This is a genomic window from Streptomyces mirabilis (assembly GCF_039503195.1).
In the GTDB taxonomy this organism is placed as follows: domain Bacteria; phylum Actinomycetota; class Actinomycetes; order Streptomycetales; family Streptomycetaceae; genus Streptomyces; species Streptomyces mirabilis_D.
The window spans coordinates 2,654,019-2,670,654 of record NZ_JBCJKP010000001.1; the positions used below are offsets into that span (position 1 = coordinate 2,654,019).

At 72.0% G+C, this 16,636-nt stretch carries 13 protein-coding genes and 1 pseudogene; 6 read left to right on the forward strand and 8 right to left on the reverse strand.

All coding sequences use genetic code 11. The features are described 5' to 3' along the window. Entirely contained in the window at window positions 1-1,191 is a 1,191-nt protein-coding gene (locus tag AAFF41_RS12670; RefSeq protein ID WP_054234441.1) for an acyl-CoA dehydrogenase family protein, read from the reverse strand. 283 nt (window positions 1,192-1,474) lie between these two features. Continuing rightward, entirely contained in the window at window positions 1,475-3,082 is a 1,608-nt protein-coding gene (locus AAFF41_RS12675) for an MFS transporter (protein WP_319744653.1), read from the reverse strand. A 259-nt stretch (window positions 3,083-3,341) separates the two neighbouring features. Here AAFF41_RS12675 and AAFF41_RS12680 point away from each other — a divergent pair, with 259 nt between their 5' ends. Together AAFF41_RS12680 and AAFF41_RS12685 are read left to right on the forward strand one after the other, a co-directional pair. Then, window positions 3,342-4,511, forward strand: a complete 1,170-nt coding sequence (locus AAFF41_RS12680) for a glycosyltransferase family 39 protein (protein ID WP_319744651.1) — start codon at window positions 3,342-3,344, stop codon at window positions 4,509-4,511. Window positions 4,512-4,750: 239 nt separating this feature from the next. Next, entirely contained in the window at window positions 4,751-5,791 is a 1,041-nt protein-coding gene (locus AAFF41_RS12685) for a phosphatase PAP2 family protein (RefSeq protein WP_319744649.1), read from the forward strand. A gap of 161 nt (window positions 5,792-5,952) precedes the next feature. On the opposite strand, the gene AAFF41_RS12690 is transcribed toward AAFF41_RS12685, so the two are convergent. Continuing rightward, window positions 5,953-6,168 carry an I78 family peptidase inhibitor gene (locus AAFF41_RS12690; RefSeq protein WP_319744647.1) on the reverse strand — a complete coding sequence of 72 codons (216 nt, stop codon included), beginning with the start codon at window positions 6,166-6,168 and terminating at the stop codon, window positions 5,953-5,955. Window positions 6,169-6,582: 414 nt separating this feature from the next. Between AAFF41_RS12690 and ctaD the strand changes: the two genes are divergently transcribed. Next, window positions 6,583-8,277: an aa3-type cytochrome oxidase subunit I gene (ctaD, locus tag AAFF41_RS12695; protein ID WP_319744645.1), complete on the forward strand. Its 1,695-nt coding sequence runs from the start codon at window positions 6,583-6,585 to the stop codon at window positions 8,275-8,277. Here ctaD and AAFF41_RS12700 read toward each other — a convergent pair. From AAFF41_RS12700 to AAFF41_RS12715, 4 genes and pseudogenes are all read right to left on the reverse strand, one after another. Beyond that, the gene (locus AAFF41_RS12700; RefSeq protein WP_343323975.1) at window positions 8,159-9,196 is read right to left on the reverse strand and encodes a helix-turn-helix transcriptional regulator; all 1,038 of its coding nucleotides are present in this window, start codon (window positions 9,194-9,196) and stop codon (window positions 8,159-8,161) included. The genes ctaD and AAFF41_RS12700 overlap by 119 nt on opposite strands. Window positions 9,197-9,263: 67 nt before the next feature. Further along, a pseudogene (locus tag AAFF41_RS12705) lies at window positions 9,264-10,090 on the reverse strand (hypothetical protein). A gap of 137 nt (window positions 10,091-10,227) precedes the next feature. Continuing rightward, on the reverse strand, window positions 10,228-11,490 hold the full coding sequence (locus AAFF41_RS12710) for an ABC transporter substrate-binding protein (protein ID WP_319745280.1): 1,263 nt from the start codon (window positions 11,488-11,490) through the stop codon (window positions 10,228-10,230). A 48-nt stretch (window positions 11,491-11,538) separates the two neighbouring features. Continuing rightward, a complete protein-coding gene (locus AAFF41_RS12715) occupies window positions 11,539-12,081 on the reverse strand; it encodes an MTB12 C-terminal domain-containing protein (RefSeq protein ID WP_319744639.1) in 543 nt (180 codons plus the stop codon). Window positions 12,082-12,212: 131 nt separating this feature from the next. Between AAFF41_RS12715 and AAFF41_RS12720 the strand changes: the two genes are divergently transcribed. The 3 genes from AAFF41_RS12720 to AAFF41_RS12730 are packed head-to-tail and all read left to right on the forward strand — an operon-like array spanning window position 12,213 to window position 16,104. Further along, entirely contained in the window at window positions 12,213-12,707 is a 495-nt protein-coding gene (locus AAFF41_RS12720) for a hypothetical protein (protein ID WP_319744636.1), read from the forward strand. Further along, a complete protein-coding gene (locus AAFF41_RS12725; protein WP_343323976.1) occupies window positions 12,707-15,451 on the forward strand; it encodes an ABC transporter permease subunit in 2,745 nt (914 codons plus the stop codon). The genes AAFF41_RS12720 and AAFF41_RS12725 overlap by 1 nt, the downstream gene beginning before the upstream one ends. Further along, the gene (locus AAFF41_RS12730; RefSeq protein ID WP_319744632.1) at window positions 15,448-16,104 is read left to right on the forward strand and encodes an ABC transporter ATP-binding protein; all 657 of its coding nucleotides are present in this window, start codon (window positions 15,448-15,450) and stop codon (window positions 16,102-16,104) included. Before AAFF41_RS12725 ends, AAFF41_RS12730 begins: the two co-directional genes overlap by 4 nt. Here AAFF41_RS12730 and AAFF41_RS51570 read toward each other — a convergent pair. Further along, window positions 16,101-16,550 carry a transglycosylase family protein gene (locus AAFF41_RS51570; protein WP_388407926.1) on the reverse strand — a complete coding sequence of 150 codons (450 nt, stop codon included), beginning with the start codon at window positions 16,548-16,550 and terminating at the stop codon, window positions 16,101-16,103. The genes AAFF41_RS12730 and AAFF41_RS51570 overlap by 4 nt on opposite strands. Window positions 16,551-16,636: the final 86 nt, after the last annotated feature.

Genomic DNA, 16,636 nt, shown 5'->3' on the forward strand with positions numbered 1-16,636 from the left:
TCACCGAAAGGCGTCGAGTCCGGTGAGCGCCTTGCCCAGCACGAGTTGATGCATCTCGACGGTGCCCTCGTAGGTGAGCACCGATTCGAGGTTGGTCGCGTGCCGCATCACGGGGTACTCGAGCGAGATCCCGTTGGCACCGAGGATGGTACGGGCGGTCCGGCAGATCTCGATCGCCTCCCGTACGTTGTTGAGCTTGCCGAAGCTGACCTGCTCGGGACGGAGCCGTCCCGCGTCCATGCGCCGCCCCAGGTGGTGGGCGAGCAGAATCCCCTTGTGCAGTTCCACCGCCATGTCCGCCAGCTTGGCCTGGGTGAGCTGGAAGCCGCCGATGGGCCGCCCGAACTGCTCGCGCGTCTTCGCGTACTCGACGGCGGCCTCGAAACTGGCCCGCGCGGCGCCCATCGAGCCCCACACGATCCCGTACCGCGCGTGCGACAGACAGCTGAGCGGGCCCTTGAGCCCGGTCACGTCCGGCAGTACGGCGTCGGCGGGCAGCCGTACGTCGTCGAGTACGAGCTCGCTGGTCACGCTCGCCCGCAGGGACCACTTGTGCTTGATCTCGGGAGCGGAGAACCCGGGGGCGTCGGTGGGCACGACGAACCCCCGAATCCCGTCCTCACTCTGCGCCCAGACGACCGCGACCCCGGCCACGGACCCGTTCGTGATCCACATCTTGCGCCCGTTGAGCACCCAGTCGCCGCCGTCGCGCTTGGCGTACGTCCGCATGGCGCCCGGGTCGGACCCGTGGTCGGGCTCGGTCAGCCCGAAGCACCCGATGACCTCACCGGCGGCCATGCCCGGCAGCCACCGCTGCTTCTGCTCCTCGCTCCCGAACCGATGAATGGCGTACATGGCGAGGGAGCCCTGCACGGAGACGAGGGACCGGATGCCCGAGTCGGCGGCCTCCAGCTCCAGACAGGCGAGCCCGTACTGCACGGCGGTCGCGCCCGCGCATCCGTACCCCTCCAACGACATCCCGAGGGCCCCGATCCCGCCCAGTTCGCGCGCCAGCTCCCGGATCCCGGGCAGCTCGCCCTTCTCGTACCACTCGGCGACGTACGGCAGCACGCGGTCCGCGGCCCAGGTCCGTACGGTGTCCCGGATCGCCAGGTCCTCCGGGTCCAGGAGGTCGTCGAGGCCGAGGGGGTCGGTGGGGTCGAAGGGCGGGAGCTTCGGGGACGCGGACATGGGGGCAGCCTCCGGCACGCTAAAACTAGCACCGCTAGTTACGGTCTCGCCCCGACGGTACGACCCAGCGTCCCGCACGTCCAGTACCTCCCCCACCCACGCACCACCGGTTTCCAGCACGCTGACATGTGCGGGTCCCCCGCGGGGGTGAATCGCCATCGGCGGCACCGCGTGGGCCGCTCTCCGAGCGGACCGGCAGGCGCCGACGACGGGCCACCCCCACGGGAGACCGTCACGTGTCGACATGGTGGAAACGGGTGGTGCGTGAGTGGGAGAGCCTCGGCTACGCCGAGACGCGGGACTCCGCAACCCCTCGAGGCGCCGGAATCTCCGCCGAGCCCGCCGCGGGCACCCCACACTCCATGACCCGAGGCAACCGCAACGCCATCCCCGCCCCCACCAACAACAATCCCGCACTGACGAGCAACGTCACATGCAGCCCGTGCACGAAGGAGTCCCGAGCCGCATGACGCAGGGCCGCCCCCCGCACCCCGCCGAGCCGCGCAGCGACGTCGTACGCCTCTCCCAGCGAGTGTCCCGCCGCAGCGGAGTCCCCCGGCGAGACCCCCGGTACGGACGACAGTCCGGGCGTGTACGCCGCGTTCATCACACTCCCCAGAAGCGCGATCCCGATCCCCGCCCCCAGCTGGTACGAGGTCTCACCGATCGCCGCCGCCCCACCCGCCTGCGCCGGCGGCGCCTCGCTCAGCATCGACTCGTACGCCCCGAAGAGCGTCGTCTCCAGCCCGAACCCGAGCAGCACGAATCCGAACAGCAGTAGCCCGGTGTTGTCGTTCCCGCCCATCGCGGTGAGCGTGACCACGGCCACCGCCGTGAGACAGAACCCGAAACAGACCATCGCGCGTGGCCCGAACCGCCGCAGCAGCCGCGCCCCCGCGAGCCCCGCGGCCATCGCCGCGAAGGTGAGCGGCAGCAGTCGCAGCCCGGTCTGCAGGGGCGAGAGCCCGAGGACCAGTTGCAGGTACTGCGCGGCGATCAGCTCGAGCCCGACCAGCGCGAGCATGGCGAGGACGATGCAGCACACGGACGTACTGAACGCGGGCCGCGAGAACATCCGCAGGTCCACCAGCGGATGCGCACGCCGTCGCTGGCGCCGTACGAAGGCGAACATCAGCGCGCCGCCCACGAGCAGCGGCGCCAGCGTGAACGGACCGAGCGGCCCTTCACCGGCGCCGAGCCGCTTGACTCCGAGCACGAGCCCGAAGAGTCCGGCGGCGGCCATCAGGGCCCCCACCACGTCCCAGGGACCGTCGCGGTCGCCGTAGGACTCGGGCAGCAGCAGCCGTCCGATCGGCAGGCTGATCAGCATCAGCGGGATGTTGACGAGGAAGACCGATCCCCACCAGAAGTGTTCGAGGAGGAACCCGCCGAGCAGCGGCCCGACCGCCGCGCCCACCGCGGCGACCGCGCTCCAGATGCCGATCGCGAGCGCCCGCTCCCGCCGGTCGGGAAAAACCTGGCGCAGGATCGACAGGGTCGCGGGCATGATCATCGCGCCGCCGACGCCGAGCAGGGCGCGCGCGCCGATGAGGACCTGGGCGTTGTCGGCTAGCGCCGCGATCCCGGAGGCGACGCCGAAGAGTCCGTATCCGAGGAGGAGTACACGTCTGCGACCCACCCGGTCACCCAGCGTGCCGAAGAGGATCAGCAGCGCGGCGCAGACGAGCGGATAGACGTCGACGATCCAGAGCAGTTCTATCGCGCCGGGCTTGAGGTCCGCGGTGACGGCGGGCACCGCGACGTGCAGCACGGTGGCATCGAGGGCCACGAGGAGCAGGCTGACGCACAGCACCACGAGGACGACCCAGCGGTTGGCACCGGCCCCGGCCTCCCGACGGCGACGCGCGGCGGCCGTGGTCGTCCCGGACATGTACGTACCTCCCAGATGTTCCCTCGCGTTCGGCGATCCGCTGGGTGGGGACTCCCTGCGGCTGCGGTCCAGGAGGAGCGGGGTTCCGGACGCACGCATCAAAGGCGAGTGAGCGGCCAGAGTACGCGAGTTCCTGTCGCATACACGTGGCGGACCTCTCACGTTCTCCTTGCCGAGCATGTGGCGTACGCCACGCTCCCCCTGGTGCACCACGCCCCGGACGACCGCCCGGTTCCGCCCGCCGTCGATAATCGAGCCCGTGACCGATCTTGAGACGCCCCTCGCGACGCCGCCCGGCGCGAGCGCGCCACGCCGGGCCGCGCCCGCCCTCCTCGGGTACGCCGCGGTACGGGCCCTGGGCGTCCTCACGCTCGCGCTGTGGAGCGCGGCGAACGGCAAGAGCGCCCACACACTGCTGACGGCCCGCTGGGACTCGCTCTGGTACACCCGCGTCGCCGATCTCGGCTACGGCTACGAGGTGCGGCTGCCCAACGGTGACGTGCACTCGAACCTCGCGTTCTTCCCGCTGCTGCCCTGGCTGGAGCGGCTCGTCTCGGCGCTCACCCCTCTGTCGTACGCGGATGCCGGGCTGCTGGTCAGCACGCTGGCCTCGCTCGCCGCGGCCTGGGGGATCTTCGCCGTCGCGGACCACGTGTACGGCCCCCGTGTGGGCGTCTGCGCGGTGCTGGTCTGGGCGGTGCTGCCGGTCGGTGTCGTGCAGTCGATGGCGTACAGCGAGTCCCTGTTCACGGCGCTCGCCGCCTGGTCGCTCTACGCGGTGCTGACCGGCCGCTGGGTGACGGCCGGCCTGCTCGCCGCCTTCGCCGGCCTGACCCGCCCGGTGGGAGCCGCGGTGGTCGCGGCCCTGTGGGTGGCCGCCATCGCCTCGTTCGTGCGGGATCGGAGCGCGCACCCCGCGCACGGCGCGCCGGTGCTCCGACGCGCCCTCGGCATGCTCCTCGCGCCGCTCGGCGCCGCCGGGTACGTGCTCTGGGTCGGCCACCGCACGGGGAAGGGGCCGCTCGGCTATCTCGACGTCCAGGCGGGCTGGCGCAACGGATTCGACGGCGGGTACGCGTTCGCCCGCTTCGTGGGCGACAAGTTCACGTCATTTCCGTCGGCTCTGGCCGGCGTCGGACTGATCGTCGGAGTCGCACTGGTCGTCTGGCTGTACGTGACGTGTGTACGACAGGGCCAGCCGTTGGCGCTGCTGGTGTACGCGGGGATCGTCATCGCGCTCGCCCTGTGCGCGTCGAGTTACTTCGGCTCGAAACCGCGCCTCCTGTTGCCCGCTTTCCCCCTCGTGCTCCCCCTCGCGCTGGCCCTGGCCCGACTACGTACGTCCAGGTCAGCGCTGATTCTCGGTGGCGTGGCGTTGGCCTGCGCGCTCTACGGAGGGTTCTGGCTGAACGGCTCCGGTCCGCCGTGATCCACTCGTTGACGCTCGGTGAGCGGCCGGAGAATTCCACCCCAGGATTCGGTGAACGAATTCAAAAGTGACATAAAACAGAAGCCCGAGCCGATCATTGGAATTGAAGGATCGGGGTGCCGATGATTAGAGAATCATTGGAATTAAACATCGCCCTGAGAGGAATCCCACATCACATCGTCATCACAAAGCGAGTGATTCGGCCTGGAACGCAGCTCACTCGCTGTAACGTCGATTGAGTGCGTACCGAACGAAACCTCACCCGTCTGGACCGGGTCTTCGCCCGGTTGGACCGTGAGCCGGAACGGCCGGCGAACATCGATGTGCCGAAGATGAGCAGGCACAGGGTTGTGCTCTTCGGAGCCACCCTGGCCTTCTACGTGGCCATCGTGTGGGCCGTTGCGATCACATCGTGGCTGGTCCGGTTCGACTGGCAGGTCATGTTCTTCCGGCCCTATCAGCAGTGGCCGGAGATCCACGCGTTCCTCGACTACTACGTGGTGCTGGGCCAGCGCGGCCCCACCGCCGTGATGGTCGCCGCGTGGCTGGGCTGGCGCTCCTGGCGGCAGCACACCCTGCGCCCGATGCTCACGCTGGGCGCCTCGCTGCTGCTGCTCAACATCACGGTCGGCGCCGCGAAGCTCGGCATGGGCCGCCTCGGCCCGCACTACGCCATCACGATCGGCTCGAACGAGATGGGTCTGGGCGGCGATATATTCCCTTCGGGCCACACCGCGAACGCCGTCGTGACCTGGGGAATCCTGGCCTATCTGGCCTCCACCCCGCGGGCGAGGCGCTGGCTGTCGGCGCTGTCCGCCGTGACCTCGCTCGGCGTCGGCCTCACCACCGTCTACCTCGGTACGCACTGGCTGAGCGATGTGCTGCTGGGCTGGGCCGCCGGTCTGCTGATCCTGCTGGCGCTGCCGTGGTGCGAGCCGCTGATCGCCCGCGCCGAGACCGGTCTGTTCACCCTGCGCGACGCCTGGCGCGCCCGCCGCGGCCGTGCGGTGCCCGCCCCGGCCGAGGCTCCGGTCGGCTCCCCGGTCGGTGTGCCCGTGCTGGTCAAGCAGTCGGTCCCGGTGGACGAGGAGGCTCCGGCGCGCGGGGCGCTGCCCACCGCCCGCCCGCCCCGGGCGCCGGTGTACCTGGCGCCCGGACCCCACACGACCCGCTCGGAGCGCACCCCGGTCACCCCGGTCGGCAGCCGCCGTCCACCGCACTCGGACCGCGTGGCGCGCACCACCACGGCGTCGTCCGCCCGGCCGCTGACAGGCGGCTGAGGCACAACGGACCGATCATGGAGAACAGCGGGGCCGGTACGCACAACCTCCCCGCACGGCGAAGGCCCCTGGCTCGTGAGCCGGGGGCCTTCGCGCATCCCGTGGAGTCTTCGGCCTCACGGCCTGCCTGGATCGGCGTCCGTGGATCGGCCTCCGTGGCCTCAGCCCTTCCAGCAGCGGGTCACCAGACCGTCGGTGACCTCGAAGTTCAGCCGCCCCGTGCGGTACTCCATGGTGATGATCGCGCCGGGCGGCAGCGAGCGCACCGTGGACCAGCCGTGCTCCCGAGCGCGGTGCTCGGCGCTCCTCGCCTCCAGGCCGACATAGGCCTGCGGACTGTCCTGGGGCTCTGCGGGCGGGGTGGGAATGGGTGCCATGACCGCCACGTTAGGCGGCCGACCGCGGCGGGGGAAGTCCAGGCCGGACACCATGCGTCACCTGTGCTCCTCCGGTCACACTTCTGTCACAGGGTCACGACACGCGTTTCGGCCGAACTCCGTCACACGTACGAGGGGTTCCGTACGTGTCCCGCACGCCTTCGAACGTAATTCGGGACTACCTTGACGCCGTCCTGAATAACCCGATGGAAAGTGCGGAGTCCCCCGGCGAGATCCCGCGGGGGAGGCCTTTCCATTCCGATTCCGGGGCATGTCGCAGAAGCTGACACCACATAGGAAATGCACGGTTCCAGCACAGAACCCCCGCACACCCTCTGTCGGAGCGCGGAGCGATGCGAGCACCACGGCGTGAGCTTCAGGCAGGCTCACGGCGCGACGGCGAAGGGGCGAGCAATGGGCACGGAGACCGCGCACGCGACGGCGCGACCCGTATACAGGAGGCGGCGACCGGGGCGGCTCGCCGTGGACTGGCTCACCACGACGGACCACAAGAAGATCGGCCACCTCTACCTGATCACGTCTTTCGCCTTCTTCCTCATCGGCGGTCTGATGGCGTTGGTGATGCGCGCCGAACTCGCCCGGCCCGGTCTGCAGATCGTGGACAACAACCAGTTCAACCAGTTGTTCACCCTGCACGGCACGATCATGCTGCTGCTGTTCGCCACCCCGACCTTCGCCGGGTTCGCCAACGAGATCATGCCGCTGCAGATCGGCTCCCCGGACGTCGCCTTCCCCCGCCTGAACATGCTGTCGTACTGGTTCTTCCTCTTCGGCGGCCTGATCGTCCTCAGCTCGCTCATGGTGCCCGACGGGCCCGCCTCCTTCGGCTGGTTCGCCTATGCCCCGCTCAACAGCCTGGAGCGCTCGCCGAACATCGGCGCCGACATGTGGATCATGGGCCTGGCGCTGACGGGCTTCGGCACGATCCTCGGCGCGGTGAACTTCATCACGACCATCGTCGGGATGCGGGCCCCCGGCATGACGATGTTCCGGCTGCCGATCTTCACCTGGAACATCCTCTTCACCTCGATCCTCGTCCTCTTCGCGTTCCCGGTGCTCGCGGCGGCGCTGCTGGTCCTGGAGGCGGACCGGCGCTTCGGTTCGGTGGTGTTCGAGGCGGCCAACGGCGGCGCGCTGCTGTGGCAGCACCTGTTCTGGTTCTTCGGGCATCCCGAGGTCTACATCATCGCGTTGCCGTTCTTCGGGATCATCACGGAGATCCTGCCGGTCTTCAGCAGGAAACCGGTCTTCGGTTATCTGACGCTGGTCGCCGCGACGATGGCCATCACCGGTCTGTCGATCGTGGTGTGGGCGCACCACATGTTCGCGACGGGCGCGGTGCTGCTGCCGTTCTTCTCCTTCATGTCGTTCATGATCGCGGTGCCCACGGGGGTGAAGTTCTTCAACTGGAGCGGGACGATGATCAAGGGCTCGCTCTCCTTCGAGACGCCCATGCTGTGGGCCATCGGTTTCCTGGTGTCGTTCCTGTTCGGCGGTCTGACCGGAGTGATCCTGGCCTCGCCGCCGATGGACTTCGAGGTCACCGACTCGTACTTCGTGGTCGCGCACTTCCACTACGTCGTTTTCGGCACCGTCGTCTTCGCGACTTTCGGCGGCTTCTACTTCTGGTGGCCCAAGTTCACCGGCAAGATGCTCGACGAACGGCTCGGCAAGATCCATTTCTGGACGCTCTTCGTCGGCTTCCACACGACGTTCCTGGTGCAGCACTGGCTGGGTGCCGAGGGCATGCCGCGCCGGTACGCGGACTATCTGGCCGCCGACGGCTTCACGGCGCTCAACACCGTCTCGACGATCGGCGCGTTCCTGCTGGGCATGTCGACGCTGCCGTTCCTCTACAACGTCTGGAAGACGTCCCGGTACGGCACGAAGGTCGAGGTGGACGACCCCTGGGGCTTCGGCCGCTCCCTGGAGTGGGCGACCTCGTGTCCGCCGCCCCGGCACAACTTCGTCACGCTGCCCCGGATCCGCTCCGAGAGCCCCGCGTTCGACCTGCACCATCCCCAGTACGGGGCGGTCCCCCAGGAGAGCGCTCCAGCGCCCGGGACAGCCGGTCCCGCGCCGTCCTGATCGCGTCGGTGAGGTCGACCGGCTCCAGGACCTCGAACTCGAAGCCCATCAGCATCACGTGAATCACCATCACGTCGAGGCCGGCGGCGCCGGTGCGCAGGACGCAGCTGTCCTCCCCGGAGGCTTCCAGCGTTCCCGCCGAGGGGGAGATCCGCTCGGCCGCCTCTGCCAGGGGCACGAAGAGCCGGACGACCGCCCGCGAGGCGTACGCGCGCGTGGAGACCCCTTGGGAGACGTACGCCGCCAGGTCCTCGGCCGGTGGCGTACGGGGGGTGAAGCGGGGTCCGTGCGGAGGCGTGGGGGTGATGCGGTCGGCCCGGAACGTGCGCCAGTCGTCGCGGTCGACGTCCCAGGCGACCAGGTACCAGCGGCGTTCGGTGCACACCAGGCGGTGCGGTTCGACGTTCCGGCGGGTCGGGGAGCCGCCGTGGTCGCGGTACTCGAAGCGCAGCCGCTCACCGTCGCGGCAGGCGTTGGCGAGTTCCGTGAGCACGCCCGGGTCCACGGCGGAGGGCTGGGGGCCGCGCAGCATCGGCACGGTGAAGGCGTTGAGGGCGCTCACACGGCGGCGCAGTCGGCTCGGCAGCACCTGTTCGAGCTTGGCGAGAGCGCGTACGGAGGTCTCGCCGATCCCCTCGATGCCCTGCCCGGCGGCCGTGCGCAGCCCGACCGCGACGGCCACCGCCTCGTCGTCGTCCAGCAGCAGCGGCGGCAGCTCGGCTCCCGCGCCGAGCTGGTAGCCGCCCCCCGTGCCCGGGCTGGCGTTGACGGGATAGCCCAGCTCGCGCAGCCGGTCCACATCGCGGCGGATCGTGCGGGACGTGACGCCCAGACGGTCCGCCAGATCGGCCCCGGACCATTCGCGGTGGGCCTGCAGCAGTGAGAGCAACCGCAGCAGCCGTGCCGATGTCTCCAACATGCCGTCGAGTCTGCCAGTCCTTGCGGACAACCAGGGTCCGCAAGGTGCTCCCGGGCGCCTGGCACGGTCAGGCGGCCGCGGTGACCGTCACGGACAGATCGTTGTCCCGCGTGTAGGAGGGCCCGGCCTCCACCGGGCCGTGCAGGGTCTTCACCGGCACCCTGGGGTGGATGAGGAAGGGGCGCTTGTCGGCGATGGCGTCGAGCAGTCGCGCGATCCGTACCCGGGGTCCGCCCTCCCCCGCCGGGCGCAGCCACAGGTCCCAGACGCCGGGCCGCAGGGCGCCGTATGCCACCGTGAAGCCGAACTCCGCCTGTTCCACGGCCACGTCCGCGCGGATCGGCGGACCGGCCGCGTCCCGGTGGCAGACCTCGGCGTACGCGTCCGGCGCGAGGGGAATGCCGTACACCCGGCCTCGTACGCCCAGTCCCCGCTCCCCCGGTACAGCTCGACGGCCTCCGCGTGCGGGGCCCGCAGCCAGCTGCGCACGGAGAGGTGGCCGTGCCGGGTCGCGTACGGGATGCGGACGGCGACATGGCCGAGGGAGCCGCTGGGGACCCGGGCGACGAGCGAGCGCAGGTCGTTGACGCCCGGGGCCAGCCGTCGCGGCTCGCCTCCCGCGACCTGGGCGTAGGCGTCCCAGCGGCCCTCGGGCAGGGCGACGCCGCTGGGCAGCGCGGCGCGCAGCTGGCCGTCCCCCGTGGGGGTCAGCGGCAGGCTGACCTCCTCGTGGCCCTCGCGGCGGCGCAGCACCAGGAGCGCGGCGCCCGGCTCGCCGGTCTCGGTGACGTCGAAGGTCAGTCCGCCCGCGGAGTCGGCGATGCAGTCGGCGCACGGGGGCACGGCGGCGTCCGGGTCGGCGCGGTGCCGAGCGGTCCTCGGGACCGGCGTCATCATGCGAGCGCCCTTTCGTGCGGGGCGGCACCGCCGGGTCCTCCGTCGGATCCGGCTCCTGTCGGGATAGACCCCGGGCCCGGGTGAATGGTTGCTTCTCATGTGCACATCAGGGCGCGCAGGACAGCCGAGGCACGTCAGGGCTCGTACGACAGTTGCGGCACCTCGAAGCAGTCGCTGTTCATGTCGCCCTGGGAGACCCAGCCCCTGCCGTCCTCCCAGCGGGCCACCGAGACGCAGGTCCGGCGGGTCTTCGGAGGCGCGGGCAGGCGCTCGGAGGAGACGGGGATCAGCAGGCCGTCGGCGGTGTACGGGGCGCCGCGGTTCATGAAGCGGTCGACACACGCGCGTGTGACGCCCGTTTTCGCGCAGGACTTCGCGGCGTCCGTGAACCACATCGCGGCCGCCCAGCCCTCCAGCTGCCACTGGGAGTGCGTCGGCAGGCCCTTGGTGGCGTCCCGGAACGCGCGGACGGCGGCGTCGGAGGTGTCCTCGTAGTTCCTGCTGGATCCGGTCGCCCACAGGGCGTTGCGGCAGCGCGGGGCGTCCTTGTAGTCCTCGGGGACGGTGGAGGTCCAGTTCTGCACGTTGGTGACCTTGGCGATGACCTCGGCGCCGACGTCGTCCATCGCCTTGCACAGCTGGGCGTTGCCGTGCGTGTCGAGGGCGTCGAAGACGAGGTCGGCGCCCTGGTCCTTCAGATCGGCCGCGGCGGCGCGGAAGTTGGGCAGCGCGAAGTCGACCTGTTCGGTGACCACCTGGTAGCCCTCGGCCTTCAGACCCCGGGTGACGAGCCGGGCGTACGCGGCCGACGCGGACTGGTTGTAGGAGATCACGGCGGCCGTACGGGCGCCCTGGACGCGCTTGAAGTAGCGGTAGACCTCCGTGCCGCCGTACAGCTTCCCGCCCCAGCCAGGTGTTCCCTCGCGGGGCGCGAGGCTGCCGTAGACCCCGTAGAGGTGCGGATAGGTGTCGTAGGCCGCGCCGATGGGCTGTCCGCCGATGTCGGGTACTCCGGCGGCGGACACGCGGGAGGCGCCCGCGTAGTCGAGGGCGGTGGTGGCGACGAGGGCGACGACCTTGTCCTCGTCGATGAGCCGGTGCACGCACGCGTTGTCGCCCACGCCGCTGCCGCCGTCGTCGCAGGTGCGCACCTCGACCGGGCGGCCGCCGATGCCCCCGCGCGCGTTGAGGCGGTCGAAGTAGGCCTTGGCCCCGTCGCGGGGGCCGGTGAAGGCGGAGCCACCGACGGGGCTGGTGGCGCTGGTGACGATGCCGACGCGCAGCGGGGCGGTGTTCTGCGGGGCGGGCGTGGTCCGGTGCTCGAAGTCGCTCTCGGGCAGGCGGCTGCCGCAGGCCGCCGTGCCCAGGACGAGCGCCGCGCCCAGCAGGAACGGCAGGCCGGCGGCGAGGACTCCTTCGCGAACTCCCCCGGGGCGCACGGCGGGTCAGCAGCCGGTCGGGGTCGCGGATCCGTCGCCGCTCAGCGCGACCAGGGCGCAGAGGGTGTTGTCGGAGACCTTCCAGGTGCCGTTCTCGTAGACGGCCGTCCCGGAGGCGTTCGGCAGGGCGGTCGCGCCCTTCAGGGTCAGCGCGTACGTCACCTCGGCCACGGCGGGCGCGGTGAACACGACCTTCTGGACCTGGGCCGCGACCTGCTGACCACGCTTGTCGCCGCTGAAGCCCTGGACGACCGCGGTCATCCTGTCGCCGTTCTCCAGGTAGTTCAGTTTGTCCTTGACGGGCACGGACGGGGAGAAGAACTTCTCCCAGTTCCGCCTGACCTGGTTCTCGGCCGCCGCCGGGTCGTCCGGGCCGGTCGGGCTGGCCGACGCGCTGCTGGGCCGCTCCAAGGTGGGGGTGGGCGGAGGGGTGGAACTCCCGCCGCCGCTGCTGTCGCCGCACGCCGTGAGGGCCCCGGCGAGGACGAGCGCGACGAGCGCCGCCACCCCCCGGCCGTTGTCCCGCCTGAGGTCGCTCCCGAGAACCATGCTGGCTCACCACCGGGTGTCGGTCCGGGCCGACCGCGCCCGGAGCTTTCAGGGTCAGCTTCCAGAAGGCATAGTGCAAGTCCATTGGCGGACTTGGAAGACAGACAGACACACGACGTCCGGGAGCCAGGATGCGGACATCTCGACTGCGGACCGTGCACCCCGTCCTGTGGGCCGGCTGCGCCGCCCTCGCCGCCGGGGCGGTGTTGTGCGTCATCGGCTGGTACGGCGTCTCGGGCGAGCGGTACGCGGAACGGCAGTTGCCCTTCCTGGCGTCGTGCACGGTTCCCGGGGCCGCGTTGATCGTCGCGGGCGCGGTGCTGCTCACGCACGGCAGGAGCGCCCTGGCGGCGGCGCGTGTCGAGGAGTTGTACGGGCTGCTGGTGGCGGCCGAGCCCACCGACGCGGAGCGGTCCGAACAGGCCGCCGTGGCGCCGCTCGCCGTCAGCGGGGAGCTGCTGATGGTCCCCGGGGGCACGCTGTGGCACCGCGCGGACTGCCCGCTGGTCGCGGGGAAGCCCTCCGCCGTGCCGGTGGACTCGCGGGTGCTGGCGAGCGGGGAGTTGGGCCCGTGCCCGATCTGTGAGCCGCCCGCGGCCGAGCGGTCGCCCGCGCTGGAGCGGTGATGAGCGGTTCCCTGACGTACGACCTCACGCTGGCCGGGCTCTCGGTCGGCGGCGCGGCGGCGCTCACCGGGATCGGGTTGGTCGTCACCCACCGGGCGACCGGGGTGCTGAACTTCGCGCACGGCGCGATCGCGATGGTGTGCGCCTATCTGCTGCGGCAGTTCACGGTGGTGTGGGGCTGGCCGCTCGCGCTCGGTGCCGCGGTGACGCTGCTGTTGGTGGCCCCCGCGATCGGCGTGGCGCTGGAACGGTTCGTCTTCCGCCCCCTGTCCGTCCTCGGCGGCGACCCGGCGCAGACGCTGGTCGCGTCTCTCGGCGTCTTCGTGCTGCTGGTCGGCGGGGCCGCGTTGGTGTGGGGCACCGGGGCGCGCGCGGACGCGCCGACGCTGGTTTCGGCGGACCCGTGGGGACAGTTGGCGGTCGCCGTCGCACTGGCGGTCGGAGTGGGGGGCGTGACGCGCTGGACGCGCTTCGGCACGGAGCTGCGGGCCGTGGTCGACGACCGCTCGCTCGCCGTGCTCGGCGGCATCGACGCGGACCGGGTGGCCGCCGCGGGCTGGGCGTTCGGCTCCTTCACGGCGGGCCTGACGGGCGTGCTCCTGGCGCCGTACGTACGACTCGATCCGTACGGCATGCCGTTGCTCGTCATGGAGGTGATGGCGGTGGCCGTCGCCGCCCGGATGCGCAGCCTGCCGGTGGCCGTCGTGGTGGCGCTGGGTCTAGGGGTCGCGCAGAGTCAGCTGACGCGGCTGCATCCGGCGGGCTGGGCGCAGCCACTGCTCCAGGCTGTGGGCGCGAACCTGTTCGTGGTGGCCCTGTTGGTCGCGGCGCTCGTCCTGCCGGGGATCGGCGACCGGGACGCCCTGCCACGCACGGCGACGGCCCGGGTGGCGACGCCCCCGGGCGCGTGGATCGTCGCGGTCGTGCTGTTCCTGCTGCCGCTCGGCCTCGCGGGCTCGGACCTGCACACGTCGGTGCAGGTGCCCGCGCTGGGTGTGGTGCTCCTGTCCCTGGTCGTGGTGACCGGCCGCGGCGGTCAGATCTCCCTCGGGCAGGCGGCGTACGCGGGTCTGGGCGCCCTCTTCACCGCGCTGCTGGCCGCCGGCCGCTTCCCCGGCCTGCCCCGTCTGCCCGAACTGGCCGCGCTGGCGGTGGCGGTGGTGCTGGTCGCCCCGCTCGGCGTCCTGACCGGCTGGCCGGCGATCGGCCGCCACGGCCTGGCGCTGGCCCTGGCGACGTTCGCCGTGGGGGTGGGCGTCAGCCGTTTCGTCTTCGCCCAGCCCTACGCGATCTCGGGGCTGTCCCTGGACCGCCCGGCGGGCTTCGACGGCGACCGCGCGTACTACGTGCTCGAACTGGGGCTGCTGGCGGCCGCGCTGCTGGCGACGGGGGCGCTGCGCCGGGGCCGTACGGGCCGCGCTCTGGCCGCGATGCGCGACCACGCGTCGGGAGCCTCCGCGGCGGGCGTACGGGTCCCTTCGCTGAAGCTGACGGCCTTCGTGGCGGGCGCCGCCCTGGCCGCGCTGGGCGGGGGGATGCTCGGCATGGGTCTGCGCGCCTTCGACGCGACGGCGTACGACCCGGTGCGCGGGCTGCTCTGGTTCGCGGCGGTCGTGGTCCTCGGCGCGGACAGCGCCCTCGGCGCGCTGGCCGCTGCGGCGCTGCTGGTGGGGCTCGACGCGGGGACGCGCGGCGGGGTCGCCGCGGCGCTGATCGGAGTCCTCGCCGTGTTCGTCGGCCGGTTCCCCGGTGGCCCGTACGAGGCCCTGCGCACGGCGACGTCCCGGCTCCGGCCGCGCCGCAGGGCGACGCCGACCGCGCTGGGAGCGCGGGTGCGGCGACGGCTGCGGCCGGTGGAGACGGGGCCCACCGGCCGCCCGCCCGCCGCCGGACGGCCGGACGGCACCGAACCGGAACCCGCCGTCGCGCCACCGGGCGCCGGTCACCGCCCAGGTCCCGACGGGCCCACGAGGACGGCCCGAGGTCCGCGATCCGCGACATCCGGGCGGGGCACGACGTCACGCGGGCCGCGCGCCCCGCACACTCCGGCGGTGCCGACGCCCGGATCTCTGTTCGCCCGACGGATACGGGTCGCCTACGACGGGTTCACCGCGCTCGACGGGGTCGATCTCGAGGTCCGGCCGGGGTGGGTCACCGCTGTCGTGGGGCCCAACGGGGCCGGCAAGAGCACCCTGTTCCACTGCCTCGCCGGAACGCTCCGACCCTCGCACGGCCGGGTGCTGTTCGGCGAACGGGACATCACCCGGCTCGCGGCGCACGCACGGACCCGGCTCGGCATCGCGCGGACCTTCCAGCAGCTGGCCGTCTTCCCCTCGTTGACGGTGGCCGAGAACGTCCAGGTGGGGGCGGAGCAGGGCCGGATCGCCGATCCCGCCGCGGTGGAACGGGCGTTGCGGCTGTTCGGGCTCGACGGGCGGGTCCGCGCCCTGCCCGCCCAGGGGCTGCCGACCGGGACGCTCAGACGGGTCGAGCTGGCGCGGGCCCTCGCGGGAAGTCCGCACGTGCTGCTGCTCGACGAGCCCGCCGCGGGCCTGGACACCGCCGAAGTGACCGCGCTGGCCCGGGTGCTGCGCGCACTCGCCGCGGACGGCACGGCGCTGCTGGTCGTCGAGCACGACCTCGATCTGGTCGCCGACCTCGCCGACGTCGTCCATGTCATGGCCGCCGGACGCGTCGTCACCTCGGGCCCCGCCCGCCACGTACTGGAGCGGGGGCGCGGATGAACATCTCCCTGCGCCACGCGCGCGTGCGCTACGGCCCTCTGGAGGCCCTGCACGGCGTGACCCTGGTCGCGCCCGGCCCCGGCGTCACCGTGCTGCTCGGCCGCAACGGCTCGGGCCGTACGACCGCCCTGCGCGCCCTCGCGGGAACCGTGCCGCTGTCCGACGGCGCCGTCGTCTGGGACGGGGTGGACGTGACCCGGCTGCCCGCCTTCGAACGGGCCCGGCGCGGGGTGTGCCTGGTCCCGGAGCGTCGGGCCGTCTTCGGCTCGCTCACGGTCCGCGAGCACCTGGAGCTGACCGCGCCCGACGTCGCTCCCGCCCTCGACGCGTACCCGCAGTTGGAGCCCCTCCTTCCGCGCCGCGCCGGCACCCTCTCCGGGGGCGAGCAGCGCATGCTCGCCCTCTCCCGCGCCCTGCTGGCACACGCGCGTGTGGTGCTCGTCGACGAGCCCGCGCAGGGCATGTCACCCGCGGTCGCGGCCCGCACGTACGAACTCCTCGACGGCCTCGACGCGTGCGTGGTGGTCGCCGAGCAGCGGCTGCCGCCCGGTCTGCGCGAACGGGCGGCCCGCACGACCTACGTCCATGAACTGAGTCGGGGCTCGGTCACGTTCAGCGGAGAGGCGGCCGAAGTGCGCCGCCGGCGGACCTAGAACGTCCGACCGGGGTTCATCACACGGGTGTGGCCCCGGAGTTTGTACCTCTTGGCACAGACGGGCCAGGCGCCCCACCCCTGGGCGCGCACCACCAGCTTGGCGACCTTGATCTGTTGCTCCCGCCGGGCCAGATCCGCGCGCGGGGCGTACGCCAGGCCGCCGAACGCCACCCAGGTGGCCTGCCTGAACTGCAGTCCTCCGTAGTGGTGGTTTCCGGTGTTCGCGTGCCAGCGGCCGCCGCTCTCGCACTTGGCGAGGCAGCCCCAGGGCCAGTGGTCCCGCGCACAGTTGTGCGACACCCGCCCCGCCCACGGGCCGGAGGACGGGGACGCGACGGCCGCCCTCGCGGGAACGAGGACGGCCAGGGTGGTGGCGACGACGGTCGCGGCCACGTACCGCATGCGCTTGCTCAACAGGGGCGATGGCGTCGGCTCGAGGTGCATCGGGTCACGTTAAACAGCACACCGGGCGCGTCCGCCCCGCCGCGCCCGGGGCCCCACCCGGTCGGAGGACCGGGGAGGGGCGGCGG